Below are 25,156 nucleotides of genomic sequence, written 5' to 3' on the forward strand. Positions count from 1 at the left end.
ACTTAACTCCCCGTAAACCTACCGTTTATGCATTGAATATGCGGGTAGCCGGTTCTGATCATGTCCGGGGGGCTTCCGTGTTCACCGCACAGCCACCTCTGCGACGGCGTCCGGTCATCGGGTCGGCCCGGAGGGCGTGCTGTTCGTCCCGGCGGGGATACCGAACCCGGCAGGCGAGCGCCTGCCGGGTTCGGCCGGTCAGCCGGCTGCCGCGGCGTGCCGCTCGAGCCGTACGACGACGCTCTTGGACGTGGGGGTGTTGGAGGTGTCCGCGGTGGAGTCGAGCGGCACCAGCACGTTGGTCTCGGGGAAGTAGGCCGCGCAGCACCCGCGCGCGGTGGAATAGGCGATCACGCGGAACCCCTCCGCCGTGCGTTCCCCGTCGGGCCACTCGCTGACCAGGTCGACGAGCTCGCCGTCGGCGATGCCGCGTTCGGCCAGGTCGTCGGGATTGACGAACACGACCCGGCGGCCGTTGTGCACGCCGCGGTAGCGGTCGTCCATGCCGTAGATCGTGGTGTTGTACTGGTCGTGGCTGCGCACCGTCTGGAGCAGGAGGCGCCCGGGGGCGAGCCGCAGGACGTCGAGGGCGTTGGCGGTGAAGTTGGCCTTCCCCGTGTCGGTCGGGAAGCGCCGTTCGTCACGGGGGGCGTTGGGCAGGGCGAAGCCGCCGGGCCTGCGCACTCTTTCGTTGAAGTCGTCGAACCCCGGCACCACGCGCTCGATGCGGTCGCGGATGGCGTCGTGGTCGGCCTCGAACCGCTCCCAGGGGATGCCGGACGCGCCGTCCTGTTCGAAGAGCCTTCCGGCCAGCCTGCTGACGATGGCCACCTCGGAGAGCAGGTCGGGCGAGGCGGGAGCCAGCCGTCCCCGTGAGGCGTGCACCATGCCCATCGAGTCCTCGACCGTCACGAACCGGTCGCCGTCCCTCTCCGTACGGCCCAGCGTGGGGAGGATGAGCGCCTGCTCGCCGCACACCGCGTGCGACCGGTTCAGCTTGGTCGACACCTGGACGGTGAGCCTGGCCCGGCGCATCGCCGCCTCGGTCACCGCCGTGTCCGGCGTCGCGGAGACGAAGTTGCCGCCCATCGCGACGAAGACCTTGGCCTGCCCGTCGCGCAGCGCCCTGATCGACTCCACCGCGTCGGCCCCGTGGCGGCGGGGCGGCTCGAAGCCGAACTCGTCACGCAGCGCGTCGAGGAACGCCGCCGACGGCTTCTCGTAGATGCCCATCGTGCGGTCGCCCTGGACGTTGGAGTGCCCGCGCACGGGGCAGACCCCGGCTCCCGGCCGTCCCACGTTGCCGCGCAGCAGCAGGAAGTTGACGACCTCCCGGATGGTGGCGACGGAGTTCTTGTGCTGGGTCAGTCCCATGGCCCAGCACACGATCACCGACTTCGCCGCGAGGACGTCCTGGACCGTCTCCTCGACGGCCGTCCGGGGCAGGCCCGTCGCCTCCTCGACGTCCTCCCATTCGAGCTCGCGGACGTTCTTCTCGAAGTCGTGGAACCCGTGCGTGTGGGTCTCGACGAACTCGTGGTCGATCACCGACCCCGGGTTCGCATCGTCGGCCTCGAGCATCAGCTTCGACAGGGCCTGGAAGAGCGCCATGTCGCCGTTGAGCCGGATCTGGAGGAACCGGTCGGCGAGCTTCGTGCCGCGCCCTGCGACCCCGCTCGCCTTCTGGGGGTTCTTGAACCGCAGCAGCCCGGCCTCGGGCAGCGGATTGACCGCGACGATGCGGGCGCCGTTCCTCTTGGCCTTCTCCAGCGCCGACAACATGCGCGGATGGTTGGTGCCGGGGTTCTGCCCCACCACGAAGATGAGGTCGGCCTTGTGGAGGTCGTCCAGCGAGACCGTCCCCTTGCCGATGCCCAGCGTCTGGGTGAGCGCCGAGCCGCTGGACTCGTGGCACATGTTGGAACAGTCGGGCAGGTTGTTGGTGCCGAAACGACGGACCAGAAGCTGGTAGAGGAACGCGGCCTCGTTCGACGTGCGCCCGGACGTGTAGAACAGCGCCTCATCCGGCGACTCGAGCGCCCTGAGCTCCCTGGCGATGATCGAGAACGCCTCGTCCCAGGCCACCGGCTCGTAGTGGTCGGACCCGGCCGGCTTGTACATCGGCTCGGTGAGCCTGCCCTGCTGCCCCAGCCAGTAGTCGCTGCGCCCGGCCAGTTCCGACACGGCGTGCTCGGCGAAGAAATCGCGGGTCACCCGGCGAAGGGTCGCCTCCTCCGCGACCGCCTTGGCGCCGTTCTCGCAGAATTCCGCGGGACTGCGGTGCTCGCCTTCCGGCCATGCACAACCGGGGCAGTCGAAACCCTGCTTCTGGTTCACACGCACCAGGGTCAGCAGCGAACGCTTGACGCCCATCTGGGAGTAGGACATCGCCAGCGAATGGGCCACCGCGGGAACTCCCGCCGCCCATTCCTTCGGAGATCCCACCTGCAGACGCTCATCCCCGACGTCGCGCCTGGGAGCTTTTTTTGCCACCCGATACCCTCACTTTCGGCCACCTGCCGTGTCCAAAATACGCCGTGTTGACACGCGGGCATGGACGAGGGTCAGGGGAGCGAGGGCGAGGCCGGCAGAGGGGGCCCGTTGTGCGCCACCCACAAAGCTGGCGGGTTTGACTTTGCATTGTTAGCGTAGACAAGAACATTCGACTGAGACATACTGCCTGTTCATGCCCGAAGATGGCCAAAAGCTGATATCTCCCACTTCAGGTGGGTTTCTCAGTCGCTCACGCACGATCGCACCGCCCACGTGGAGCCGGTGGCTCGTACCCCCCGCAGCCCTTTCCGTGCACCTGTCCATCGGTCAGGCCTACTCGTGGAGCGTCTTCAAGCCGCCGCTCGAGAAGGCGCTCGACCTGTCAGGCACGCAGAGCGCGCTGCCCTTCCAACTCGGCATCGTCATGCTCGGCCTGTCCGCCGCCTTCGGCGGGCCGCTGGTCGAGCGCAACGGCCCCCGTTGGGCGATGTTCGTCTCGATGGTCTGCTTCGCGTCCGGCTTCCTGATCTCCGCGCTCGGCGTGGCGACCAGTCAGTACTGGCTGGTCGTCCTCGGGTACGGCTTCGTGGGCGGGATCGGACTCGGCATCGGCTACATCTCACCGGTGTCCACGCTGATGAAGTGGTTCCCCGACCGGCCGGGAATGGCCACGGGCATCGCCATCATGGGCTTCGGCGGAGGCGCGCTCATCGCCTCGCCGTGGTCCACGCAGATGCTCGGCTCCTTCGGCGCCACCACGGGCGGGATCGCCGAGGCCTTCCTCATTCACGGGGTGGTCTACGCGGTCTTCATGACCCTCGGCGTGCTCCTGGTGCGGGTCCCGGCGGACGGCTGGCTGCCCAAGGGCTTCAACCCGGCGAAGGCCGCCACGAAGGCCCTGGTCACCACCGCGAACGTCTCGGCGCGCAACGCGATCCGCACGCCGCAGTTCTGGTTCCTGTGGGTCGTCCTGTGCTTCAACGTGACCGCGGGCATCGGCATCCTGGAGAAGGCCGCGCCGATGATCCAGGACTTCTTCGCCCACACGGCCACGCCCATCTCGGTGAGCGCCGCCGCTGGCTTCGTCGCGCTGCTCTCGCTCGCGAACATGACCGGCCGGATCGTGTGGTCCTCGACCTCGGACCTCATCGGCCGCAAGAACATGTACCGCGTCTACCTCGGCGTGGGCGCCGTGCTGTACCTGATCATCTCGCTGTGGGGCGACTCGCACACCGTCGTGTTCATCCTGTGCGCGCTCGGCATCCTGTCGTTCTACGGAGGCGGCTTCGCCACCGTGCCGGCGTACCTCAAGGACCTGTTCGGCACCTTCCAGGTCGGGGCCATCCACGGCCGCCTGCTGACCGCCTGGTCGGTCGCCGGCGTCCTCGGCCCGCTGATCGTCAACGCCATCGCCGACTCCCAGGAGGCGGCCGGCAAGACGGGACCCGATCTCTACACGACGTCGCTGTACATCATGATCGGCCTGCTGGTGATCGGCTTCCTGTCCAACGAGCTGATCCGTCCCGTGAAGGACAAGTTCCACGAACCGGCGCTCGCGACGGTCGGGGGAACGGATGCGGTGGCCACTCCGCAGGGAGGTTCATGATGACAGAGCAGACAGAGACAAGCTCGCGCACCCCATTGATGATCTTGGCCTGGCTGTGGGTGGGCCTGCCCTTCGCCTACGGCGTCTACGAGCTGCTGCTCAAGCTCAGCCAGCTCTTCTCCGGTTGATCCCGGCGGCGGGCGCACCGCCCGCCCGTCCCGGGTACGAACACGGCAATCGCCCCTTCGCCGGGGGCCGGCCCTCCTGGTGGGCCGGCCCCCGGCGAAGGCCTTATATAAGGCCATGGCCGTACGCGGAAGGAGCCCCGATGACCGGAACGGACCTCGCGGGCCGGGTGGCCCTGCTCACCGGGGCCTCCGGCGGCATCGGCGGCGCGCTGGGCCGGTGTCTGATCGCCGCCGGTGTGCGGACGGCGTTCGCCTACGGCACCCGCGCGCACGAGGCCGAGCTGCTCGTGTCCGAAGCCGGGAGGGCCGGGCTGGACGCGATCGCCCTCTCCGGCGACCTCGCCGATCCCGAGGTGCCGGCGCGCCTGGTCGCCGCGACCGTCGAGGCCCTCGGTCCCGTCGACCTGCTGATCCCCAACGCCGGTTACGCCGTACGGCAGGCGTACACCGACGTCGACCTGGAGACCTGGGACCGCACCATGGCCGTCAACCTGCGCGCGCCGTTCCTGCTGGCCCAGCAGGTGGTGCCCGCGATGGTGGAGCGCGGGTTCGGCCGGGTCCTGTTCATCTCGTCGATCGCCGCCTTCACCGGCGGCGTCGTGGGCCCGCACTACGCCGCGTCCAAGGCCGGCCTGCACGGGACCCTGCATTTCCTCGCGGCCCGGGTCGCGAGCCGCGGCGTGACGGTGAACGCCCTCGCGCCCGCGTTGATCGAGGACACCGCGATGTTGCCGGCGCTCGGTGAGGGCCCCCACGCGATCCCCGTCGGCCGGTTCGGCCGGCCCGAGGAGGTCGCCGACCTCGCCATGGCCGTGCTCCGCAACGGCTACCTCACCAACCAGGTCGTGAGTCTCGACGGCGGCATCCATCCACGCTGACCGCCGATCGGGCCGGTTCCATCCCGGTAAGCACCTCGTAAGGATTGCGATCCCTCCGGCGGGCCGGCGGGACGTACTGTTTGGTGGCGCGGGACGCCACCGGCCGACCGCAGATCGGAGCGGGACATGTGGGTTCGCGGTGTCGTCGGGGTGCTGTTCTGCCTCATCGGAGGCGTCTGGATCGCCCAGGGCACGGGCGCGCTCGGCGGTTCCATGATGTCCGGCCACGGCCAGTACGCCGTGCTGGGCGCGATCGTGGTGCTGGTCGGGCTGGCCATGTTGTGGTGGGCGTGGCGGATCCGGGGCCGCCGGCGCGACGGCTGACCCGGCGGTTCGTCCCGCCGGCGCGGACTCGGATAGGTTTTCGGCCGTGGCAGTGACGATCGTGTACGAAACGCACTCGATCACGACCGACAACGAGGCGGGGATCGCGACCGGGTGGTTGCCCGGCGAGTTGTCGGCGCGCGGCCGGATGCTGGCCGCCGAACTCGGCGCCCGCCGCCGTGACGACGGGATCGCCGCGGTGTTCACCTCCGACCTGCGCCGTGCCGTGCAGACCACGGAGATCGCCTTCGCCGGCTCCGGGACCCCGGTCTTCCAGGACGAACGGCTCCGCGAGTGCGACTACGGCGACCTCAACGGCGCGCCGGTGGCACGGCTCGCGGCCGAGCGGTCCCGGCACATCGAGGTGCCCTGGCCGGGCGGGCAGAGTTACCGCCAGGTCGTCGGCCGGACCCGCGACTTCCTCCGGGACCTCGTCTCCGCGTGGGACGGCGCCCGGGTGCTGGTGGTCGCGCACTCGGCCAACCGGTGGGCGCTGGACCTGCTGATCGGCGGGGTGGCGCTGGGGGACTCCATCGCCGCGCCGTTCGAGTGGCGGGAGGGCTGGGAGTACACCGTCTCGGCCGCCGACGTCCGCCGCGCGGAGGGCCTGATCACGACGGGCAGGCTCGAGTTGTCGCCGCTCACCGTGGGGGACGCCGACGAGATGGCCGGGGTGCTCGCCGATCCGGCGTTGTACGCCTTCATCGGCGGCGAGCCGCCGAGCCTGGACGCGCTCCGTGCCCGCTACGCCCGGCTCGCCGTCGGCCACTCCCCCACCGGCGACCAGGAATGGCTGAACTGGATCGTCCGCGACCGCGGCGGACACGCAGTCGGCACCGTCCAGGCCACCGTCGAGGACGGCGGGCGGCGGGCCGAGATCGCCTGGGTGATCGGCACGGCGTGGCAGGGCCGCGGCTACGCGTCGGAGGCCGCTGAGGCGCTCGTCGGATGGCTCGGCGCCCGCGGCGTCCGCCGTTTCGAGGCCCATGTGCATCCCGGCCACCACGCGTCGATCGCGGTGGCGGTCAGGGCCGGCCTGCGCCCGACCGACCGGTTCGACGACGGAGAGCGTCTGTACGTCCGGGAGGACCAGAACGGCCACGACCGGCCCGATCCCGGCTCCGCATAGGCTGAACCCACCCGGCAACAAATGATCGAGCGGGGCTGAATCTCATGTCATCTGAACGGCGATCGGTCATGGTCACCGGCGCCTCGACCGGCATCGGCCGCGCCTGCGTCGCCGACCTGGTACGCGCGGGTTTCCACGTCTGGGCGGCGGTGCGCAGGGTCGAGGATGAGGAGTCACTGCTGCGCGAGCATCCGGACGGGGTGAGCGTGGTGCGGATGGACCTCACCGACGAGGCGTCCGTGCGCGCGGCGGGCGAGGTCGTGTGCGCGGCCGGGCCGCTGCACGGGCTGGTGAACAACGCGGGCGTGGCGCTGGCGGGTCCGCTGGAGTATCTGCCGATCGAGGTGTTCCGGCGCCAGATCGAGATCAACCTGACCGGCCAGCTGATCGTCACGCAGTCAGTGCTGCCCGCGCTCCGGCAGGCGGCCGAGTCCGGCGGCACCCCCCGCATCGTGATGGTGGGATCGATGGCCGGCCGGATCGCCGGCCCGATGCTCGGGCCGTACCACGCGGCGAAGTTCGGACTGGTCGGGCTCAGCGACAGCCTGCGGGCGGAACTCGCCCCGTTCGGCATCGGCGTGATCCTGGTCGAGCCCGGCGTGATCGCCACACCCATCTGGGAGAGGGGGACGGCCGCCGCCGACGAGTTGCTGGGACGGCTGCCCGCCGCGGCCGACCGGTACGCCGGCCAGATCAGCAGGGTCCGGGCGAGCGCGGCCAGGAACGCGGAGACCGGCATCCCCGCCGATCGCGCGGCAGGGGTCATCGTCGACGCGCTGACCGCCGCCAGGCCGCGGCCGCGTCAGCTCGTGGGCCGCGACGCCAAGATCGCCGCCGTCCTGGCCCGCTTCCTCCCGTACACGCTGCTTTACCGTGTGACGGCCGCGAGAAGAGCCGGCTGACAGCCGGCTCGGCCGACGGCCGCGGCACCCCGGAGGGTCACCGGGGCCGACCGCGGCGCCGCGGCCCCGCCGCGGCCGCCTCCTCGGTGTCCGTGGGGCCGGGGTGGTCGCCCCTCGGATCCTCGCGCTGCTCCGGCCGTCCGGGCGGCGGCGCGCCGGTGCCGCTCTCCGCCCGCATCCGACGGGAGAGCGTGATCAGCGCGGCCTCGGACGGGGAGCCGGGCTCGGCCTGGAAGACGATCAGCTTCAGCCCCGGCGAGCCGTCGATGCTGAGCACCTCCATCGTCGTGATCACATCTCCGACGTCGTCGCGATGGAAGCGGACGGGAGCGCGCGTCCTGCCCCGAACCTCGTGCAGGGCCCACATCCGGCGGAAGTCCTCGCTGTCCGACAGCTCATCCAGAAGGTCGAGCATGTCGGGATCGTCGCTGTCCAGGCCCGCCGTGGCGCGCAGATGGGCCACCTTGGAACCGGTGTCCAGCTCCCAGTCGAGATAGAACCCGCGGGACGCGGGGTTGAGCAGCGCCAGCCGGAGCAGGTTGTCGCTGTGCTCGAGCCCCTCGTAGAGCGCTTCGGCCACGGGGTTTCTGACCAGCACGTCCAGCCGGCTGTTCACCACGTAGGCGGGCACGTGGTCCCAGCCGTCGATCAGCCGGATCAGGCTCGGCTCGACCCGATCGGCCGGCCCTTCGGGCGTACGCCGGTGCGGCCGCCCGCGCGCGAGCTCATGCAGATGTTCGGTGGCCTCCCGGTCGAGCTGGAGGACTCGCGCGATGGCGTCGATGACCTGCGCGGAGGGGCGGCGTTCTCGTCCCTGTTCGAGGCGGCTGTAGTAGTCGATGCTGATGCCCGCGAGCAGGGCCACCTCCTCCCGGCGCAGCCCAGGCGTCCTGCGGCGGGGTCCGACCCCTGCCAGTCCCACCTGTTCGGCTGTGGTGACCTGGCGTCGTGCGCGCAGGAACTCGCCAAGAGGGCTCGCGCCTTCCATCCCTTCAGGCTATGCGCGGGTCTCGGACCGGAAGGTGGCAGTACTACACCCCCCTTTTTCGCGGCCGCGGCGACGCCCCGTCCGGGCCGGATCGGCGGATGTCCGGGATCGCTATCGCGCACGGGATCATCCGGGCTATTCTCGCCGAATCCGTTCACCATGGAACGGATCACACCGGTTCTGTAGGACGCCGTCGTTCGGGGAAGCACGGATGAGGTTCCGAGTACTTGGCGATGTGACACTGATCATCGGCGGGAGTCCGGCTCATCTGTCATCCCGGAGGCAGGAGCAGTTGCTGGCGCTGCTCGTCTGCGCACAGGGCCGGGTGGTCTCCGCCGAGACCTTGATCGACGCGATGTGGGGCGAGCGGCTCGAACCGCGCGGCGGCAAGAACCTCCAGGTGCTGGTCCACCGCCTCCGGAAGAATCTCGACGATCCGGGGCGGATCCGGTACGACCGTTCCGGCTACGCCCTGGCCGCCGGCCCCGAGGAGGTGGACGCGTGGCAGTTCGCCGATCTCGCCGAGCGGGCCAGGAACGCGCTGGACTCCGCGGACCTGGAGACGGCGGTGGCGCTCCAGCGTGAGGCGCTCGCGTTGTGGCACGGCCGCGCCTTCGCGGGCCTGGACGACGTGGCCGCCCTCGCCGAGGCCGCGGAACGGCTTGAGCAGGAGCGCAGGCGGGTGCTGACCGAGCGCATCGACGCGGACCTCGCCCTGGGCGGGCACGCCGAGATCATCCCCGAGCTGATCTCCCTGGTGGCGGAGGATCCGCTGGCGGAGTCGATGGGCGCGCGGCTGATGCTGGCCCTGCACCGGGCGGGACGCCGTACCGAGGCCCTGGACGCCTACCGGCGCATCCGCACCGCTCTGGCGGAGGAACTGGGGCTGGAGCCGGGACCGCAACTGCGTTCGCTGGAACAGGCCGTTCTGCGCGGAGACGCCCACCCCGCTCTGGACTCGAGGACCCGCGCCAGGCCCGCGGAGGACAAGCCCGCCACCGCCCCGCCCGACCCGCCCTGCATGCTCCCGCCGCGAGTGGGCGACCTCACCGGACGCGACGGCGAGATCGGCAGGATCGTCGAGGTCCTGCGGAGCAGGCCTCCCGGGACCCCGGTGATCTGCGCCGTGTCCGGCATGCCCGGAGTGGGCAAGACGGCACTGGCCGTACAGGCGGCGCACGACGTGCGGGACGACTTCCCCGACGGCCAGCTCTACGTGAACCTCCGCGGCGCGGGATCGGAGCCGGTCGGCGCGTCGCAGGCGCTCGGCCGGTTCCTGCGCGCGCTGGGGACGCCGGGCACCGCGGTCCCCGACGGCCTCGACGAGCGCGCCGAGGCGTTCCGCGCGCGCCTGTCCGGTCGCCGCGTCCTGGTGCTGCTGGACGACGCCGCGGACGAGGCCCAGGTCGAGCCGCTGCTTCCGCCGGGAGACGGCTGCGCCGTGCTGATCACGAGTCGCGCCGCGCTCACCGCGCTGCCCGGCGCCCGCCGGCTCGTCCTTCAGGTCCTGGGCCCCTCCGCGTCCGTCGAACTGCTGGACGCGATCACCGGCCGGGCCGAGCTGACCACCGACGCCGCGACCGCGGCCCGGCTGGCCGAGCTCTGCGGGTGGCTGCCGCTCGCTCTCCGGATCGCCGGCGCGCGCCTCGCCGCACGGCCGCACTGGACCGTCGACCGGCTCATCTCGCGGCTCGAGGCCGAACGCGACCGGCTCGACGAGCTCACCCACGGAACCCTCTCCGTACGGGCCAGCCTCGCCCTCGGCTACTCCGGTCTCGCCGAGCGCAGCCAGGTCCTCTTCCGCCGCCTCGGCCTGCTCGAGATCCCGGACTTCCCCGGATGGGTGGCGGCGGCGCTTCTCGACGACGAACCCCGTGACGCCGAGGAGGTGCTCGAGGGCCTGGTGGAGGCGCGGCTCGTCGAGTACGCGGGCATGGACGACCTCGGGGAGCCCCGCTATCGGACCCACGACCTCGTCCGGCTCCACGCCAGAGAGCGTGGGGAGTCCGACGACCCGCCTGCGGCGACGGCGGCGGCCCTCGCCCGGCTGACCGGGGCGTACCTCTCGCTCGCCGAGCAGGCGCACCGGCGGCAGTACGGCGGCGACTACACGGTGCTCCACGGGGGCGCTCCCCGGTGGGACCGCGGCGAGTCGACCGCCGCCAGGCTCCTGACGGATCCGGGAGGCTGGCTGCGCAGCGAACGCCTCGGCCTGGTCGCGGCCGTCGAACAGGCGGCCCGGCTCGGCCTGAGCGAGACCTGCTGGGACCTGGCGATGACGGCGATCACCCTGTTCGAGGCGCAGGGCCTGTTCGACGACTGGCGGCACACCTCGCAGGTCGCCCTCGACACGGCACGCCGGGCCGGCGACGCCCGCGGTGAGGCGGCGATGCGCTACTCGCTCGGCACGCTCGAGCTGTTCCGGCAGCACTACACCGCCGCGCGCCCGCATCTCGACGCCGCGCTCACGCTCTTCGAGGCCGTGAACGATCATCATGGGCAGGCCCTGACCCTGCGCAACGCCGCCCTGATCGAGCGGGTCGAGGGGCGGGCGGGAACGGCCCTGCGGGGCTACCGCCAGGCGCTCCGGATGCTCCGCGAGGCCGGCGACCGGCATGCCGAGGCCCATGTGCTGGGGAGCATCGCCCAGATCCACATCGAGCAGAGCCGTCCCGACGCCGCGGCCCGCCTGCTGGAGACGGCCCTGGACGTCTACCGCGACCTCAGCAACACGCGGGGAGGCGCGCAGATCCTCAACCGCCTGGGCGCGCTTCACCTGAGTCAGGGCGCCCCCGGGCAGGCGGAGAACGCCTTCCAGCAGGTGCTGACCGCCTCCCAGGCCGTCGGGGACCTGATCGGCGAGACCTACGGCCTGCTGGGGATCGGCGAGGCGCTCCTCCTCGCGCGCGACCTCGACGGCGCGGCCGAACGCCTGGAGCGCGCCCTCGCCACGGCCACCGAACTGGGCGAGCCGTTCCTCACGGCCCGTGCCCAGCTGGCCGGCGGCCGCCTCGCCGCCGCGCGAGGAGACCCCGATCTGGCCAGGACGCTGCTGGACACGGCCGCAGGGGCGTTCGCCGAGATCGGCCTGCCCGTCTGGCACGAACGCGCACGTGCGGAACTGCGCGCCGTCGAGGGGGCCAGGCCGTTCCTTCCGTCCTGACCCGGTCACCTGATTTGAACCGTCACTGGCCGTTGGCGGGACCGGGGTCCATCCAGGTGCTGTCGCAGGTGAGACCCTTTTCACCGCACGGCGAGACCGCCGCGGCCGGCGACGCGCTCCCTCCGAGGATGGCCGCGATGACGAGCGCGACGATCGCCGCTGCCGTCTTCTTCTTCATCGGTGTTCTCCCAGGTCCTCGTCGAGCACGTCGTCGACCGCTCTCCCGGCGGCGCCGCCACCGCCAGGAGAGCGGTATCTCCCCCGTGACATCACCAGAGCCCCCGTATCCGGTGACTTCCAGCGCGGCGCCGGCCATGGGCCCCCGTGGCCCCATCGGACGGACGTCGTGCTGGTCGGGGCAAAGGTATCCGCCGCCGGTTTCACGAGGGTTTCATCTCGGCCGTCGCCCGGTATCACGTGTGACCGCGTGGTTGACCTCTCGGCGCGGCATCGGCATGGTGGGCTGGTGACCAGCGATGAGGCGCGGGACGGTGTGTCGCTCACGAATCTCGACCAGCCGCTGTTCGACGGGGCCGGGGCGAGCAAGCGTGATCTGGTGGACTACCTGGACGCGGTGAGCGATCGTGCGGTGGCCGCCCTGCGGGACCGGCCGCTGTCGGTGATGCGGGTGCGCGCGGGCCAGGACCCCTTCATGCAGAAGAACGTCCCGAAGTACGCCCCGTCGTTCGTGCGGACGGTCTCGGTCTGGGCCGAGACCTCCAAGCGGGAGGTGTCCTACGCCCTCTGCGACGACCGCCGCACCCTGCTGTGGTTCGCCAACCAGCGGGCCGTCGAGTATCACCCCGCCCTGATGCGCGCCGCCGAACCGGACCGGCAGACCCATCTCGTGCTCGACCTCGACCCCCCGGAGGGGGACGCGTTCGGCATGGCCGTACGGGCCGCCCATCTGGTGCGGCAGGCACTGTCCGACGCCGGGCTGGCGGGCGCGGTCAAGACCAGCGGCGCCAAGGGCGTCCACGTGTTCGTCCCCCTCGCGGCGGGAGCGGCCATGTGGGACGTGGCCGCGGCCACCCGCGCGGTGGCCGCGCGCGCCGAGCGCCTCGACCCGGCCCTGGCGACGACGGCGTTCATCCGGGAGGACCGGGGCGGCAAGGTGTTCCTCGACTCCACCCGCGCGGGCGGGGCCACGGTGGTGGCGGCCTACAGCCCGCGCGTACGGCCGGGTGTGCCGGTGTCGTTCCCCGTCGCCTGGGAGGACCTGGACAGCGTCGCGCCGGCCGACTTCACCGTGCACACCGCGGCCGGACTCCTCGGCGAACGGGACCCGTGGACGGAGCTCATGCCCGAGCCGCAGGAGTTGCCGTCCGACCTGGTGGAGGAGGGCCACACGATCCCCGTCGCCCGTGTCCAGGCCATGCACGAAGGCAAACGCCGAGCCCGCGCCCGCCGCACCTGAGCGGTCCCGCACTTCGGACGGATTCACCTAGTGCAAACGAGTGCATAGCCGTTACAGTGCACTCCATGTCGACGCGACCGAGTCTTCTCCTCCCCGGCGTTGGTACGCCGCCGCCCGACTTCACCGACGCGGAGATGGCCTGGAGGCGGGCCGCTGTAGACGAGCTCGCGGCCCGGCACGAGCTCGACGCGGTGATCGCCTACGGGGCCAACAAGTTCGGGAACGCGGTGCCCTGGCTGACCGGGTGGCCGGTGACGCGCGAGGCGGTGGCCGTGCTCCGTCCGGGCGCTCCGCCGGCGCTCCTGGTGAGCTTTCCCAACCATGTGCCGAACGCGCGGCGCCTGGCGAGGGGCTGCGAGGTCGCCGCGATCGTCGAGCGGACGCCGGACACGGTGCTGACGACGTTGGGGACGGTCCGACGGGTCGGCACGATCGGCCCGGTGCCGGTGAGCCTCCGGTCCGCCCTCGACGGCGTGGCCGCCGTGGTGGAACTCGACGGAGAGTACGGCAGGCTGCGCGCGCGCAAGAGCGACGAGGAGATGGCCTGGCTGCGGCACGCCGCGGCGCTCACCGACCAGTCGGCCGCCGCGCTGGTGTCGGCGGCGGTCCCGGGCGCCACCGAGCTGGACCTCGTGGCGGCGGTCGAGTCGGCCTACGCGTCGGCGGGCGGCGCGAACCACATCCACTACGTCGCCGCGACGTCGATGGAGTCGCCTGACCGGTGCGCTCCCGGCCAGTGGCCGACCTCCCGCCGCCTGGAGTCCGGCTCGGTCGTGGTCTTCGAGCTGAGCACGACGTGGGGCCCCGACTATCCCGGCCAGTTGCTGCGGACCGTCACCGTCGACGCGGAGCCGACGCCTCTGTATCGCGAACTGCACGACGTCGCCGACGCGGCACTCGCGGCCATGACCGCGCTGCTCCGCCCCGGCGCGTTGCCGCTCGATCTCCGCGCGGCGGCGGACCTCGTGCTCGACGCGGGGTTCACCACGGTCGACGACCTCGTGCACGGGCTCGGCGGCGGCTACCTGCCCCCGGTGCTCAGCCACCGGTCCGAGCCGTCCGGCCGGGACCTGCTCCCGCTGGAGGAGGGCATGACGGTGGTCGTGCAGCCGAACGTCTGCACCCCCGACCTGAGCGCCGGCGTGCAGACGGGCGAGATGTTCGAGATCACGGCCGACGGCGCGCGGTCACTGCACCACTTCCCCACCGGCCTCATCCGCGCCGACACCTTCTGACCGCACCAGGAGAAGACTCAGCGGGAGGCTTCCAGATAGGCGGCGGCGAGGCGCTTGGGCGCACGGTCCAGCCAGGACTCGATGATGAGTTCCCGGAGTTCGGGCACGGCGATCCGCTCCAGCCGGATGAGGATCGCGGCGTACCCGTCGAAGTGCGGCGTGGTGAAGCAGACGTCTCCGTCGTCCGCGACCAGCGCCTCCTTGACGCCGAGGTCGGGGACGCGCACGGCCAGGACGGGCCCGTCGGGGGCCGCGTCGCCGAGCGCCTCAAGGTCCGCGCGCCGCAGCGGCCGCTCCCAGGCGAACAGCTTGTCCTTGACCCGCCACTCCTGCGCGCCCTCGCGCGACGACCGCTCGGACGCCTCGGGCAGGTCCAGTGCGATCCGGCGTACGTCGTCCCATGTCGCCATGCCCACACCCTAAACAGCGCGGGCCGGACGCGGACGGTTTCCCCGTACGGACAGGGCTTCACGCGCGAAGACCGCCTTTTACGTGACGGTTGCAGTTAACCAACGGGTCATGCCGCGCGGTCAGGCTACGGTGGTCCCCCTCCCGGATCGCCCTAGGAGCACTTGTGCCGCACCTCGATCGACGATCCTTCCTTGTCACCGGTCTGGCCGCGGGAGCGGTCACCGCCCTGCCCGCCGTCCCCGCCTTCGCCACTCCCGACCCGGCCGCCGAGACCGCGAAGAGCCTGGCCTCCCGTGGCCTGGTCACCGACCCGTTCACCCTCGGCGTCGCCTCGGGCGACCCCGACCACTCCGGCTTCGTCATCTGGACGCGCCTGGCCCAGACCCCCCTCGCCGAGGACGGCATGGGCGGCATGCCCCTGCGCTCGTTCCCGGTCCTGTGGCAGGTCTACGCCGACGAGCGGTGCCGCCGCTTAGTGCGCGCCGGCATCGCGGAGGCCACGCCCCAGTGGGGGCACAGCGTCCACGTGGAAGTGAACGGCCTGTCGTCCGACCGCGAGTACTGGTACCGCTTCCGTACCGGCCCGTACGTGTCCCCGACCGGCCGGGCCAGGACCGCTCCGAACCCGTCGTCCCTGGGCGGGGCTCTCACCATGGCGTTCGTCTCCTGCGCCCAGTACGAGCACGGGTACTTCACGTCGTACCGGCGGCTGGCCGAGGACCACCCCGACCTCGTCCTGCACCTCGGGGACTACCAGTACGAATACACCAGGAACACCTACACCATCCCCGGCGGCAACGTCCGCGACCACGAGGGCCCGGAGACCGAGACCCTCGCCGGATACCGGCAGCGGCACGCGCAGTACAAGGCCGACCCGGACCTGCAGAACGCCCACGCCGCCGCGCCGTGGCTCGTGGTCTGGGACGACCACGAGCTCGACAACAACTGGGCCGACGAGGTCCCCGAGAACCTGTCGATCCCGCAGCCGAACTTCCTGGCCCGCCGCGAGGCCGCGTTCCGCGCCTACTACGAGAACATGCCGCTGCGCCGCGCCTCGATACCGCGCGGCATCGACATGCAGCTCTACCGGCGGATCCGCTGGGGGCGCCTGGCCAACTTCCACATGCTCGACACGCGTCAGTTCCGCGACGACCAGGGCTGCGGCGACGGGTACGACGACTGCCCCGAGGCCGTCGACCCGGCACGCTCCATCACCGGCGCCGAGCAGGAGGCGTGGCTGCTGGACGGCTTCCGCAGGTCCCAGGCCCGGTGGGACGTCATCGGCCAGCAGGTCTTCTTCGCCCAGCGCGACAACAACGCCGGGCCGGCCAAGGTGACCAGCCAGGACGCCTGGGACGGATACGTCGCCTCACGTCAGCGCATCACCCAGGGATGGGTGGACGCCGAGGTGCGCAACGCCGTCGTGCTCACCGGGGACGTGCACGCCCACTGGGCCAGCGACCTCAAGCTCGACTACGACGACCCGACGGGCCCGTCGGTGGGCTCCGAGCTGGTCACCACCTCGATCAGCACCGGCGGCGACGGGGCGGACTCCGACCCGGCGGCCCATCCCTTCCTGGCGATCAACCCGCACCTGAAGTTCTACAACAACCAGCGCGGATACGTCCTGACGAAAATCGAGCGGGACGCCATGACCGCCGACTTCAAGGTCGTGCCGCACGTGCAGACCCCCGGCTCCGAGGCGTACGTCAGGGCCACGTTCGTCGTGGAGGACCGGGTGCCGGGCGTCCAGCAGACCTACCTGCGCCCGCTCGACCCCGCCCTGAAGGCGACGGCCGGGATCACCGCCGACCTGACGGTGCGACTGGAGACCGAGCGCCCCTGACCCACCGCTGACCCACCGCTGAAAGGCCCTACCTGGCCGACCAGTCGCGGAACGCGTCGAGCAGGGTTTCGCGTGTCTGGTCGGTCAGGTCGTGGGCGGGCATACGACGGAGCTCGGCGACGGTGACGCGGATCTGCCGGAGGTAGACGTCACAGCCGCCGCACTCGGCGATGTGCCCGGTGAAGCGTCGTTCCGTCCCGGTCTCGAGCTCCTCGTCGAGATAGGCGGTGACCAGGCCCACGAACTCCGCGCAGTTCATCGTGGTCATCGCGTCGGCTCCTTGCCGGACTGGGCCGTCAGGTAACGGTCCAGCGTGCCGCGCAACGACGCCCTGGCACGGTGCAACAGCACCCGCTGGTTCGCCGCGGTGATCTCAAGAATCGCGCAGACCTCGTCGCTGCTGTACCCCTGCATGTCACGCAGTGTTATCACGACCCGCTGCCGGGCGGGCAGCGAGTCGAGCGCACTCGCGATGTGCTGGTGGACCTCGAGGGCGAGGATCTCACCCTCGGGGGACGGCCACGCGACCGGGGTCTGCGGCAACGCGACGGGATCGTCGGCGCCACGCGAACCCCCACGCGAACCACCACGGGGACCGCCGGGATCGACGGCGGGGTCGAAGTCCTCCTTGGCGGTGGTGAGGCTCGTCATGGGCACCGTGCGGGCGTCGTTGACGCCCCGGGTCTTGGCCCTGTTGATCACGATGCGGTACACCCAGGTGCGCAGGGCGGACCGGGCCTCGAACTTGTCGATGCCGCGCAACACCCCCACCCACGCGTCCTGGACGACGTCCTCAGCGGTGTGCTCGTCCGCGACGTACGCGCGGGCGACCTGCAACATCCCCGGCGACCACGCCGTGAGAAGCGCCGCGAACATGTCCTCGTCGCCGCAGCGCAGGGCCTCCACGACGACGTCGTCTGCCGGAAGGGCGGGGCCAGGTGACTGCGGGTCGGCCTCGGGCATGCTCCGCACTCTAACCGGCCCTCCTGACATTCCGGCGGGCGGCGAGTCTCCCCGGCCGATCCGATGGACCGATTCCGAACAACCGATATCCGATGAAGAAACAGATGAAGAAACAGTCGAAGATGTCCGTAACGCTTGGCCGTCCTCCCGAGACCAATGGGGCGTGCATCGGGGATCAGGGGAGCAGGCGCCGCCGTACGCGACGAGTTGGAGCGCCGACGACGCCATCGAATACATCGCGACGACCTGTCTGACACCCGGCGTGCCGGGAACGGTCGGGGTCGAGCTGGAATGGTTCGTCCACGACGCGCGTGATCCGTACGCGCGGGTCGACCCGGCCCGCGTCACGGCGGCGCTGCCCGCCGAGGGCGAACTGGCCGGCGCCCTGTCGCGCGAGCCCGGCGGCCAGGTGGAGCTCAGCTCCGCCCCGGCGCCCTCGCTGGGCGAGGCCGTGGCCACCGCCGCGGCCGACATGGCGAGCCTGCGCTCCGGTCTGGACGCCGCCGGTCTGCGCCTGTCCGGCGGCGGCGCCGATCCGTACCGCCCGCCGGTGAGAGTGCGGGACGCCCCCAGGTACGTCGCGATGGAGAGCTACTTCGACCGCGCGGGCCCGCATGGCAGGACCATGATGTGCGGGACCGCGTCCGTCCAGGTGTGCCTCGACGCGGGGCTGCCGGGAGCCGGCCCCACGGGGATGGCGCGGCGGTGGCGGGTCGCGCACGCCATCGGACCGGTCCTGGTCGGGGCCTTCGCCGACTCGCCGTGTCACGCCGGCCGGCCGACCGGATGGAAGTCGACGCGGCAGGCCGTGTGGGCCCGGATCGACCCGCGCAGGACGTCGCCCCCCACCGGCTCCGACCCGGCCGAGGCGTGGGCGAGGTACGCGCTGGACGCGCCCGTGATGTGCGTCCGCGGACCGGCCCCGTGGCAGGTGCCGGTCGGTCTCACCCTGCGCGACTGGCTGGCGGGCGCGGGGCCCCGCCCGGTCACCCGCGAGGACGTCGACTACCACCTCACCACCCTGTTCCCGCCGGTTCGGCCGCGCGGCTGGATCGAACTGCGGATGATCGACGCCCAGCACGGCGAGGACGGCTGGCTCGTGCCCCTGGCCGTGGCCACCGCGCTCGTCGAGGATCCCGTGGCCGCCGACCTGGCGCTGGCCGCGACGGAGCGCTGGGACCCCTTCGACCCCGGGCCCTGGCGGCGTGCCGCCGCGCAGGGGCTGTCCGACCGCGCGACGGCAGACGCCGCGACCGCCTGTTTCGCCGCGGCGCTGGACGCGCTGGACCGGATGGACGCGCCCGCCGCGGTCCGCACGGCGGTCGAGCGCTTCACCGATACCTATGTCAGCCGGGGCCGATGCCCGGCCGACGATCCCGATCGCCTCTCTCACGACACCCCCCGCTCCGAGATCCACGACCCGATCCGAACGGAGGCCGGGACATGACCGGCGAAGACATCCGCAGCCGCGCCTACGACCTGCTCACCGCCGCCCGTGAGCGCAGCCTCGCGCTCACCGGCTGCGTCGGCGAGGACGACCTGATCAAGCAGCACTCGCGGCTGATGTCCCCCCTCGTGTGGGACCTCGCCCACGTGGGCAGCCAGGAGGAGCTGTGGCTGCTGCGGGCCGTGGGCGGCCAAGAGCCCATGCGCCCCGAGATCGACTCCCTCTACGACGCGTTCGAGCACCCAAGGGCCGAGCGTCCGAGGCTTCCCCTGCTCTCCCCCGAGGAGTCACGCCGGTACATCGCGACGGTCAGGGAGCGCGTGGTCGGGCTGCTGGAGCGCTCACCGATCGAGGGAGACCCCCTGGTCGAGAACGGCTTCGCGTTCGGGATGATCGTCCAGCACGAGCAGCAGCACGACGAGACCATGCTCGCCACCCACCAGCTGCGCGAGGGGGTGCCGGTGTTGTCGGCGCCGCCGCCCGCGGCGAGTTCGGGATGGTGGCCGAAGGAGGTGCTCGTCCCCGCCGGCGCGTTCACCATGGGCACCTCGACGGAGCCCTGGGCCCTCGACAACGAACGGCCCGCGCACCAGGTGCACGTGCCCGCGTACTGGATCGACACGGTGCCGGTCAGTAACGCCGACTACCTGGCGTTCATGGAGGCGGGCGGATACGAACGGCGGGAGCTCTGGTCGGCGGGAGGCTGGGCGCACAGGCAGGATGCCGGGCTGACCGGGCCCAGGTTCTGGTGGCGCGAGGGCGGCACATGGCTGCGCAGGCGGTTCGGGCACGTCGAGCCGGTCCCGCCGGACGAGCCGGTCGTGCACGTGTGCTGGTACGAGGCCGAGGCGTACGCCTCGTGGGCGGGCAGGCGGCTGCCCACCGAGGCCGAGTGGGAGAAGGCGGCCAGGCACGACCCGGCGGCCGGCCGCTCCCGCCGCTACCCGTGGGGTGACGAGGAGCCGGGCGCCGCGCACGCTAACCTCGGCCAGCGTCACCTGCAGGCCGCCCCGGTGGGCGCCTACCCCGCCGGGGCCTCCGCCTACGGCGTGCGCCAGCTGATCGGGGACGTCTGGGAGTGGACCTCCAGCGACTTCCGCGGATACCCCGGCTTCGCCGCGTTCCCCTATCGGGAGTACTCGGAGGTGTTCTTCGGCGACGAGTACAAGGTGTTGCGCGGCGGCTCGTTCGCCACCGACCCGGTCGCCTGCCGGGGCACGTTCCGCAACTGGGACTACCCGATCCGCCGGCAGATCTTCTCGGGATTCCGCACGGCACGCGACGCCGCTCCCGGCGAGGGCGTCTGATGTGCCGTCACGTGGCCTACCTGGGCGACCCCGTGTCCCTGCGCGAGGTGCTGATCGATCCGCCGTTCGGGCTGCACCGGCAGGCCTGGGCGCCGCGGCGGCAGCGGTACGGCACGGTCAACGCCGACGGGTTCGGCGCCGGCTGGTACGCCGAGGGCGACCCGGTGCCCGCCCGGTACCGTCAGGCGGTTCCGATGTGGGCCGACGACTCCTTCGCCGACGTGGCGCGGGTCACCCGCACCCGGGCGCTGCTCGCCGCCGTCCGCTCCGCGACCGAGGGCACCGCCCCGGACGCCTCCGCGGCCTGCCCGTTCCGGGACGGCCCCTACCTGTTCAGCCACAACGGCGTCGTGGCGGGCTGGCCGGGCTCGGCGGCCCGGCTGGCCGGGCTGCTGCCCGCAGCGCTGCTCCTCGACCTGCCGGCCCGCACGGACTCCGCGCTCGTGTGGGCGCTGGTCAGGCACCGGCTGGCCGGAGGGGCGACCATGGCCGGCGCGCTCGCCCGCACCGTCCGTGACGTGGCCGCGTACGCGGACGGCCGGCTGAACCTGCTGATCACCGACGGCGAGGCGATCGCCGCGACGGCCTACGGCGACACCCTCTCCTACCGGGTGGACGGCCGGGGGGTCGTGGTGGCCTCGGAGCCGTCCGACGACGACCCGGGCTGGGTCGACGTCCCGAATGCGAGCCTGCTCGTCGCCCGCGGCGGCGAGGTGTCGGTCTCCCCCATCGAAGCCGCGGCCACGGAGGAAGCATGACCACGCTGACCATCGACAACCACCTGTCCGCCGGCTACCTCGACGCGGCGCTGCGCGCCGACGTGCTCGACGGCCTGACCTCCGCACCCAAGCGGCTGCGGCCCGCGTGGTTCTACGACGCCCGCGGCAGCGAGCTGTTCGAGGAGATCACCCGGTTGCCCGAGTACTACCCGACGCGCGCCGAACGGGAGATCCTCGTGGCCCACGCGGGCGACATCGCCGCGTTCGCGGGTGCGCAGACGCTCGTCGAGCTCGGCTCGGGGTCGTCGGAGAAGACCCGGCTGCTGCTCGGGGCGATGCGTTCCGCGGGCACGCTGAGCAGATACGTGCCGGTGGACGTGAGCGAGAGCGCGCTGATGAGCGCCGCGCACGCGCTGCGGGCCGACTACCCCGAGCTCGCCGTGCACGCGGTCATCGCCGACTTCGGCGCGCACCTCAGCGAGCTTCCCCGTGCGGGCCGCCGGATGGTGGCCTTCCTCGGCAGCACGATCGGCAATCTCGTGCCCGACGAGCGGGCGGCGTTCCTGCTCGACCTGTACGGCACGCTGTCGCCGGGTGACGCGCTCCTGCTGGGAACCGACCTGGTCAAGGACCCGGCCGTCCTCGTGGCGGCGTACGACGACGCGGCCGGCGTGACGGCGGAGTTCAACGCCAACGTCCTGCGGGTGCTCAACCGGGAGATGGGGGCCGATTTCGACCCGGCGGCCTTCGCCCACCGCGCGGTGTGGGACGCCGAGAACGAGTGGATGGAGATGCGGCTGCGCTCGCTGCGGCCGCAGTCCGTACGGCTTCCCGCCGTGGACCTGATCGCCGAGTTCGCCGAGGGAGAGGAGATCCGTACCGAGATCTCCGCGAAGTTCCGTCCCGAGGGGGTGCGCGCCGAACTGGCCGCGGGCGGGTTCGACCTGCGCCACTGGTGGACGGACCGGGCGGGCAGGTTCGGGCTCTCGCTGTCCTTCAGGCGCTGATCGGGCTCGCACCGGACGGGTGACCCCGTCCCCCGGATCCGATCAGGCGGCCTCGGACCGGGGTGCGGGGCTCGCCATCCAGGCGTACCTGCCGAGCCGCCGGCGCAGCACCCGGTCGACGCTCCAGGTCGAGCCGGCCGCGGCGCAGAACAGGGCGAGTGAGGCGATGACGTAGCCGATCGAGGCGCCGAGGTCGGTCATGCCGGGACGCGTCCACGGCATGTGGAAGTGCTCGGCGGTCGACCAGATGCCGAAGGAGAAGACGGCGCTGCCGATGAACACCACATTGGAGAACGCGCCGAGGATCAGGGCGGCGGCGATGAGCGTCTCGACGGTCAATGTGTGCTACGTCACACAGGAAATATGCAGGATTCATCCGAATTAGCCCCTCACCAGCCCAGGCATGCGCCTGCGACGTGTCTGCCGCCCCCAGGGCCCGTCGCATTCCCCGGCGAGCGGTGAATCGGGCTGTCGCATTCCGAACGAAGGATCAGGTCTATTTGTGATAAACCAGGCACGGTACTGCCTGGCTCCCGGCCGCAGACTTCCCCCGATATCCCCCGGCGACGACCTGCCGCGGTGGACGGGATCAGTCCACCGAATGATCGGAGATTCATGAAGAGGCGCATGATCGTCGCGCTGAGCACGATCGCACCTGTGGCGGCCGCAGCAGTGGCCTTCGTGGTGGTCAGCGGTCCCTCCTCGACCGCGTCGCCGGCGACGCAACCCCCCGCCCCGGGCCAGGTGAACACGCTCGCGCTGCGCGACCTGCCCTCCGGCGAGTCGGGCGGATCCGGCAAGCGGTCGGTTCAGGGCCTGCCCGCCGCGGCCACCAAGCCGTTCAGCCTGCTGGGCGTGAGCTGGGACAATGCCCACGAGGCCATCGACGGCGCGGTGGAGGTGCGCACGCGCGCCGCCGCCTCCGGCACCTGGTCGTCGTGGCGTCCGGTCGAGGCCGAGAGCGACGACCTGCCCGACGCGGGCAGCAGGACCGACCGGCAGGCCCGCGGCGCCACCGCACCCCTGTGGGTGGGCCCCTCCAACGGTGTGGAGGTCCGCGTGACGGGCAAGAGCCACACCCTGCCCCGTGGACTCCGCCTCGAACTCGTCGACCCGGGGAACGGCAAGCGGAAGACCGGGGTCCGGGCCGCGGGCGCCCAGTTGGGCGATGTGACTCTGGCGGGAGCCGTCAGCACCACCGAACCGGACGCGCCGGCCGATCCGGCGTCCGAGCCGAGCCCGTCGACCGTGGACACTCCGCCGCCGGCGGAACCGGCCACGACACCGACACCGGCCACGCAGCCCGCGACGACACCGGCCGCGACCCCGACGCCCACGCCCCCCGCACCGCCGTCCCCGAGCGCCTCCCCGAAGACGACGCCGACGCCGACGCCGAAGGTGACGGCGAAGACGCTCGCGGCCACCCCGGCAAGCACCGCGCCCCGCCCGGCCATCAAGACCCGCGCGTCGTGGGGCGCCGACGAGAGTCTGGTCACGGATCCGCCCGAGTACGCGCCCACGGTCAAGGAGGTCTTCGTCCATCACACGGACGGGGTCAACACCTACTCCTGCGCCGACTCCCCCGCGATCATTCGGGGAATCATGCTCTACCACGTCAAGACGAACGGGTGGAACGACGTCGGCTACAACTTCCTGGTCGACAAGTGCGGCACGATCTTCGAGGGCCGCGCAGGCGGCATCGACAGGCCCGTGATCGGCGCGCACACGCTGGGCTTCAACACGTCCTCCTCCGGAATCGCCCTGCTCGGCAGCTTCAACGAGGCGAGCGACCCCGCCCCGTCGACGGCCGCCCTCGAGGCGATCTCCAAGCTCGCCGCGTGGAAGCTCGGCCTCGCCGGCGGCAACCCGACGGGTAAGGTCACGCTGACGATCACCGCTGACAACGGGAAGTTCAAGCCGGGTTCGTACAGCTTCAACACGATCTCCGGCCACCGGGACGGCTACGCCACGGCGTGCCCGGGCACGAAGCTCTACGCCGCGCTCCCCACCATCAGGACGACGGCCAAGCAGTGGACGACCCCGGTCACCTCCCTCGCCCTCAGCACGATCACGGGCGCCACGAAGGTGGGGTCGACCTACTACACCAAGGGAACGGTCTCGCTCGGCTGGACCGCCAGGAAGGCCGCGCTGTTGAGGTACGAGGTCGTGGTGGACGGAAAGGTCGTCTCCACGCCGTACACCACGGCCAGCTCGGCGAGCGTGACCCTCGCGACCGGCTCCCACAAGGTGCAGCTGCGCGCCGTCAACATCAACGGAACGACGGCGACGTCGCCGACCTACACGGTGGTGACGGACAAGACGGCCCCGACCTTCAGCCCCCAGGTGTCTCTCGGCATCAGGAGCGGAACGGTCGCAACGACAGGCGTGATGCCCGTCAGCCTGCGGTGGAAGGCCACGGACAACACGCTGCTGCGGTCCCTGAAGGTCGCGTCGCCGTCCAAGGTCACGCTGTCGACGACCGCGACCTCGTGGGCGTACACGTCGAAGAACCAGGCCTGGAACACGTGGTCGGTGACCGCGGCCGACGCGGCCGGGAACTCGAAGACCTCGTCGGTGACCCAGTCTGCCGCCCTTCAGTACGAGTCCAGCGCCAAGCGCGTCGGAACGTGGAAGACGACGACCTCCAAGTCCTACCTCGGGGGCAGCATCCTCTACAGCACCGCGAAGACCGCGAGCGCCACCTACACCTTCACCGGCCGCTCGGTCGGCCTGATCGTCAAGCGGGCGACGAACACCGGCGCCTTCACCGTCTACGTGGACGGCGTCAAGACGTCCACGGTCGACAGCAAGGCGTCCGCGACGAGCTACCGGAACATCGTCTGGACGAAGAGCTGGACCAGCAGCGCCAAGCACACCATCAAGATCGTGGTTGCGGGCACCGCCGGTCGGGCGACCGTCGCCACGGACGGCATCGCCTACGTGAAGTAGGCCTGCCCGGCGGGGCGGATCGCCCTGCTCGTCACATGGCGTAAGCCATGCGGAGGCTCCGTACGGATGTCCGTACGGAGCCTCTGCTTTTGGTACGGCGGGGCCGCATGATCACGCAGGAGGGGCGGGAGGGAGGGCCGAGGGGTGCGGGTGTGACCAGGGAGTTCTCATGGGTCACTAGTGGCATTGGTCAGGAAATTTGTAGCTTTGGCCAAGGTTGGGCCAATATGCGTCCATAAACCTG

At 71.5% G+C, this 25,156-nt stretch carries 22 protein-coding genes; 15 read left to right on the forward strand and 7 right to left on the reverse strand.

What is annotated here, in order from left to right; translation table 11 throughout:
* Positions 1-198 precede the first annotated feature (198 nt).
* Positions 199-2,493: an FdhF/YdeP family oxidoreductase gene (locus Pph01_RS12380; RefSeq protein WP_204073196.1), complete on the reverse strand. Its 2,295-nt coding sequence runs from the start codon at positions 2,491-2,493 to the stop codon at positions 199-201.
* Between the two features lie 310 nt (positions 2,494-2,803).
* Between Pph01_RS12380 and Pph01_RS12385 the strand changes: the two genes are divergently transcribed.
* The 6 genes from Pph01_RS12385 (at position 2,804) to Pph01_RS12405 (ending at position 7,460) form a co-directional block, all read left to right on the forward strand.
* Positions 2,804-4,099, forward strand: coding sequence for an OFA family MFS transporter (locus Pph01_RS12385; protein ID WP_425570090.1), 1,296 nt, complete (start codon positions 2,804-2,806; stop codon positions 4,097-4,099).
* Positions 4,099-4,227 (forward strand): MFS transporter small subunit, encoded by a 129-nt coding sequence (locus Pph01_RS43305; RefSeq protein ID WP_275412826.1) that lies wholly within the window; start codon positions 4,099-4,101, stop codon positions 4,225-4,227. The genes Pph01_RS12385 and Pph01_RS43305 overlap by 1 nt, the downstream gene beginning before the upstream one ends.
* A gap of 140 nt (positions 4,228-4,367) precedes the next feature.
* Complete coding sequence (locus tag Pph01_RS12390; RefSeq protein WP_204073198.1) at positions 4,368-5,105, forward strand: SDR family NAD(P)-dependent oxidoreductase; 738 nt, start codon at positions 4,368-4,370, stop codon at positions 5,103-5,105.
* Positions 5,106-5,231: 126 nt separating this feature from the next.
* Positions 5,232-5,429, forward strand: coding sequence for a hypothetical protein (locus tag Pph01_RS12395; protein ID WP_204073199.1), 198 nt, complete (start codon positions 5,232-5,234; stop codon positions 5,427-5,429).
* 46 nt (positions 5,430-5,475) lie between these two features.
* Positions 5,476-6,558, forward strand: a complete 1,083-nt coding sequence (locus tag Pph01_RS12400; protein WP_204073200.1) for a GNAT family N-acetyltransferase — start codon at positions 5,476-5,478, stop codon at positions 6,556-6,558.
* Between the two features lie 44 nt (positions 6,559-6,602).
* Positions 6,603-7,460, forward strand: a complete 858-nt coding sequence (locus Pph01_RS12405) for an SDR family oxidoreductase (RefSeq protein ID WP_204073201.1) — start codon at positions 6,603-6,605, stop codon at positions 7,458-7,460.
* 37 nt (positions 7,461-7,497) lie between these two features.
* Here the strand turns inward: Pph01_RS12405 and Pph01_RS12410 are convergent, their stop codons facing one another.
* Positions 7,498-8,448 (reverse strand): helix-turn-helix transcriptional regulator, encoded by a 951-nt coding sequence (locus tag Pph01_RS12410; RefSeq protein WP_204073202.1) that lies wholly within the window; start codon positions 8,446-8,448, stop codon positions 7,498-7,500.
* Between the two features lie 235 nt (positions 8,449-8,683).
* Here Pph01_RS12410 and Pph01_RS12415 point away from each other — a divergent pair, with 235 nt between their 5' ends.
* Positions 8,684-11,611: an AfsR/SARP family transcriptional regulator gene (locus tag Pph01_RS12415; protein ID WP_204073203.1), complete on the forward strand. Its 2,928-nt coding sequence runs from the start codon at positions 8,684-8,686 to the stop codon at positions 11,609-11,611.
* A gap of 22 nt (positions 11,612-11,633) precedes the next feature.
* On the opposite strand, the gene Pph01_RS12420 is transcribed toward Pph01_RS12415, so the two are convergent.
* The gene (locus Pph01_RS12420) at positions 11,634-11,789 is read right to left on the reverse strand and encodes a hypothetical protein (RefSeq protein ID WP_204073204.1); all 156 of its coding nucleotides are present in this window, start codon (positions 11,787-11,789) and stop codon (positions 11,634-11,636) included.
* Between the two features lie 288 nt (positions 11,790-12,077).
* Between Pph01_RS12420 and Pph01_RS12425 the strand changes: the two genes are divergently transcribed.
* Together Pph01_RS12425 and Pph01_RS12430 are read left to right on the forward strand one after the other, a co-directional pair.
* Positions 12,078-13,028, forward strand: a complete 951-nt coding sequence (locus Pph01_RS12425; protein ID WP_204073205.1) for a DNA polymerase domain-containing protein — start codon at positions 12,078-12,080, stop codon at positions 13,026-13,028.
* Positions 13,029-13,093: 65 nt separating this feature from the next.
* Complete coding sequence (locus Pph01_RS12430) at positions 13,094-14,263, forward strand: M24 family metallopeptidase (RefSeq protein WP_204073206.1); 1,170 nt, start codon at positions 13,094-13,096, stop codon at positions 14,261-14,263.
* A gap of 17 nt (positions 14,264-14,280) precedes the next feature.
* On the opposite strand, the gene Pph01_RS12435 is transcribed toward Pph01_RS12430, so the two are convergent.
* Entirely contained in the window at positions 14,281-14,673 is a 393-nt protein-coding gene (locus Pph01_RS12435) for an MmcQ/YjbR family DNA-binding protein (RefSeq protein WP_204073207.1), read from the reverse strand.
* 164 nt (positions 14,674-14,837) lie between these two features.
* Here Pph01_RS12435 and Pph01_RS12440 point away from each other — a divergent pair, with 164 nt between their 5' ends.
* Complete coding sequence (locus Pph01_RS12440; protein ID WP_204073208.1) at positions 14,838-16,520, forward strand: alkaline phosphatase D family protein; 1,683 nt, start codon at positions 14,838-14,840, stop codon at positions 16,518-16,520.
* A gap of 28 nt (positions 16,521-16,548) precedes the next feature.
* Here Pph01_RS12440 and Pph01_RS12445 read toward each other — a convergent pair whose 3' ends face one another.
* Both Pph01_RS12445 and Pph01_RS12450 read right to left on the reverse strand, forming a co-directional pair.
* On the reverse strand, positions 16,549-16,788 hold the full coding sequence (locus Pph01_RS12445; protein ID WP_204073209.1) for an anti-sigma factor family protein: 240 nt from the start codon (positions 16,786-16,788) through the stop codon (positions 16,549-16,551).
* Positions 16,785-17,483: an RNA polymerase sigma factor gene (locus Pph01_RS12450; protein ID WP_204073210.1), complete on the reverse strand. Its 699-nt coding sequence runs from the start codon at positions 17,481-17,483 to the stop codon at positions 16,785-16,787. Before Pph01_RS12450 ends, Pph01_RS12445 begins: the two co-directional genes overlap by 4 nt.
* 163 nt (positions 17,484-17,646) lie before the next feature.
* Here Pph01_RS12450 and egtA point away from each other — a divergent pair, with 163 nt between their 5' ends.
* From egtA to egtD, 4 genes are read left to right on the forward strand one after another with little or no spacing between them, the layout of a single operon-like run.
* Positions 17,647-18,930, forward strand: a complete 1,284-nt coding sequence (gene egtA / locus Pph01_RS12455; protein WP_239116639.1) for an ergothioneine biosynthesis glutamate--cysteine ligase EgtA — start codon at positions 17,647-17,649, stop codon at positions 18,928-18,930.
* A complete protein-coding gene (gene egtB, locus Pph01_RS12460) occupies positions 18,927-20,237 on the forward strand; it encodes an ergothioneine biosynthesis protein EgtB (protein WP_204073212.1) in 1,311 nt (436 codons plus the stop codon). Before egtA ends, egtB begins: the two co-directional genes overlap by 4 nt.
* Entirely contained in the window at positions 20,237-20,995 is a 759-nt protein-coding gene (egtC, locus tag Pph01_RS12465; protein WP_204073213.1) for an ergothioneine biosynthesis protein EgtC, read from the forward strand. Before egtB ends, egtC begins: the two co-directional genes overlap by 1 nt.
* Positions 20,992-21,963 (forward strand): L-histidine N(alpha)-methyltransferase, encoded by a 972-nt coding sequence (egtD, locus tag Pph01_RS12470; RefSeq protein ID WP_204073214.1) that lies wholly within the window; start codon positions 20,992-20,994, stop codon positions 21,961-21,963. The genes egtC and egtD overlap by 4 nt, the downstream gene beginning before the upstream one ends.
* Positions 21,964-22,005: 42 nt before the next feature.
* On the opposite strand, the gene Pph01_RS12475 is transcribed toward egtD, so the two are convergent.
* The gene (locus tag Pph01_RS12475; protein ID WP_204073215.1) at positions 22,006-22,302 is read right to left on the reverse strand and encodes a hypothetical protein; all 297 of its coding nucleotides are present in this window, start codon (positions 22,300-22,302) and stop codon (positions 22,006-22,008) included.
* Between the two features lie 276 nt (positions 22,303-22,578).
* Between Pph01_RS12475 and Pph01_RS12480 the strand changes: the two genes are divergently transcribed.
* The gene (locus Pph01_RS12480) at positions 22,579-24,912 is read left to right on the forward strand and encodes a peptidoglycan recognition protein family protein (RefSeq protein WP_204073216.1); all 2,334 of its coding nucleotides are present in this window, start codon (positions 22,579-22,581) and stop codon (positions 24,910-24,912) included.
* The last annotated feature ends 244 nt before the right edge of the window (positions 24,913-25,156 follow it).

It is taken from the genome of Planotetraspora phitsanulokensis (assembly GCF_016863295.1).
GTDB classification, from domain to species: Bacteria; Actinomycetota; Actinomycetes; order Streptosporangiales; family Streptosporangiaceae; genus Planotetraspora; species Planotetraspora phitsanulokensis.

Coding starts and splice junctions, on each gene's coding strand:
- Pph01_RS43305 (WP_275412826.1), top strand. CDS start 4,099: ATGACAGAGCAGACAGAGACAAGCTCGCGCACCCCATTGATGATCTTG.
- Pph01_RS12390 (WP_204073198.1), top strand. CDS start 4,368: ATGACCGGAACGGACCTCGCGGGCCGGGTGGCCCTGCTCACCGGGGCC.
- Pph01_RS12395 (WP_204073199.1), top strand. CDS start 5,232: ATGTGGGTTCGCGGTGTCGTCGGGGTGCTGTTCTGCCTCATCGGAGGC.
- Pph01_RS12405 (WP_204073201.1), top strand. CDS start 6,603: ATGTCATCTGAACGGCGATCGGTCATGGTCACCGGCGCCTCGACCGGC.
- Pph01_RS12410 (WP_204073202.1), bottom strand. CDS start 8,448: ATGGAAGGCGCGAGCCCTCTTGGCGAGTTCCTGCGCGCACGACGCCAG.
- Pph01_RS12420 (WP_204073204.1), bottom strand. CDS start 11,789: ATGAAGAAGAAGACGGCAGCGGCGATCGTCGCGCTCGTCATCGCGGCC.
- Pph01_RS12430 (WP_204073206.1), top strand. CDS start 13,094: ATGTCGACGCGACCGAGTCTTCTCCTCCCCGGCGTTGGTACGCCGCCG.
- Pph01_RS12435 (WP_204073207.1), bottom strand. CDS start 14,673: ATGGCGACATGGGACGACGTACGCCGGATCGCACTGGACCTGCCCGAG.
- Pph01_RS12445 (WP_204073209.1), bottom strand. CDS start 16,788: ATGACCACGATGAACTGCGCGGAGTTCGTGGGCCTGGTCACCGCCTAT.
- Pph01_RS12450 (WP_204073210.1), bottom strand. CDS start 17,483: ATGCCCGAGGCCGACCCGCAGTCACCTGGCCCCGCCCTTCCGGCAGAC.
- egtB (WP_204073212.1), top strand. CDS start 18,927: ATGACCGGCGAAGACATCCGCAGCCGCGCCTACGACCTGCTCACCGCC.
- egtC (WP_204073213.1), top strand. CDS start 20,237: ATGTGCCGTCACGTGGCCTACCTGGGCGACCCCGTGTCCCTGCGCGAG.
- egtD (WP_204073214.1), top strand. CDS start 20,992: ATGACCACGCTGACCATCGACAACCACCTGTCCGCCGGCTACCTCGAC.
- Pph01_RS12480 (WP_204073216.1), top strand. CDS start 22,579: ATGAAGAGGCGCATGATCGTCGCGCTGAGCACGATCGCACCTGTGGCG.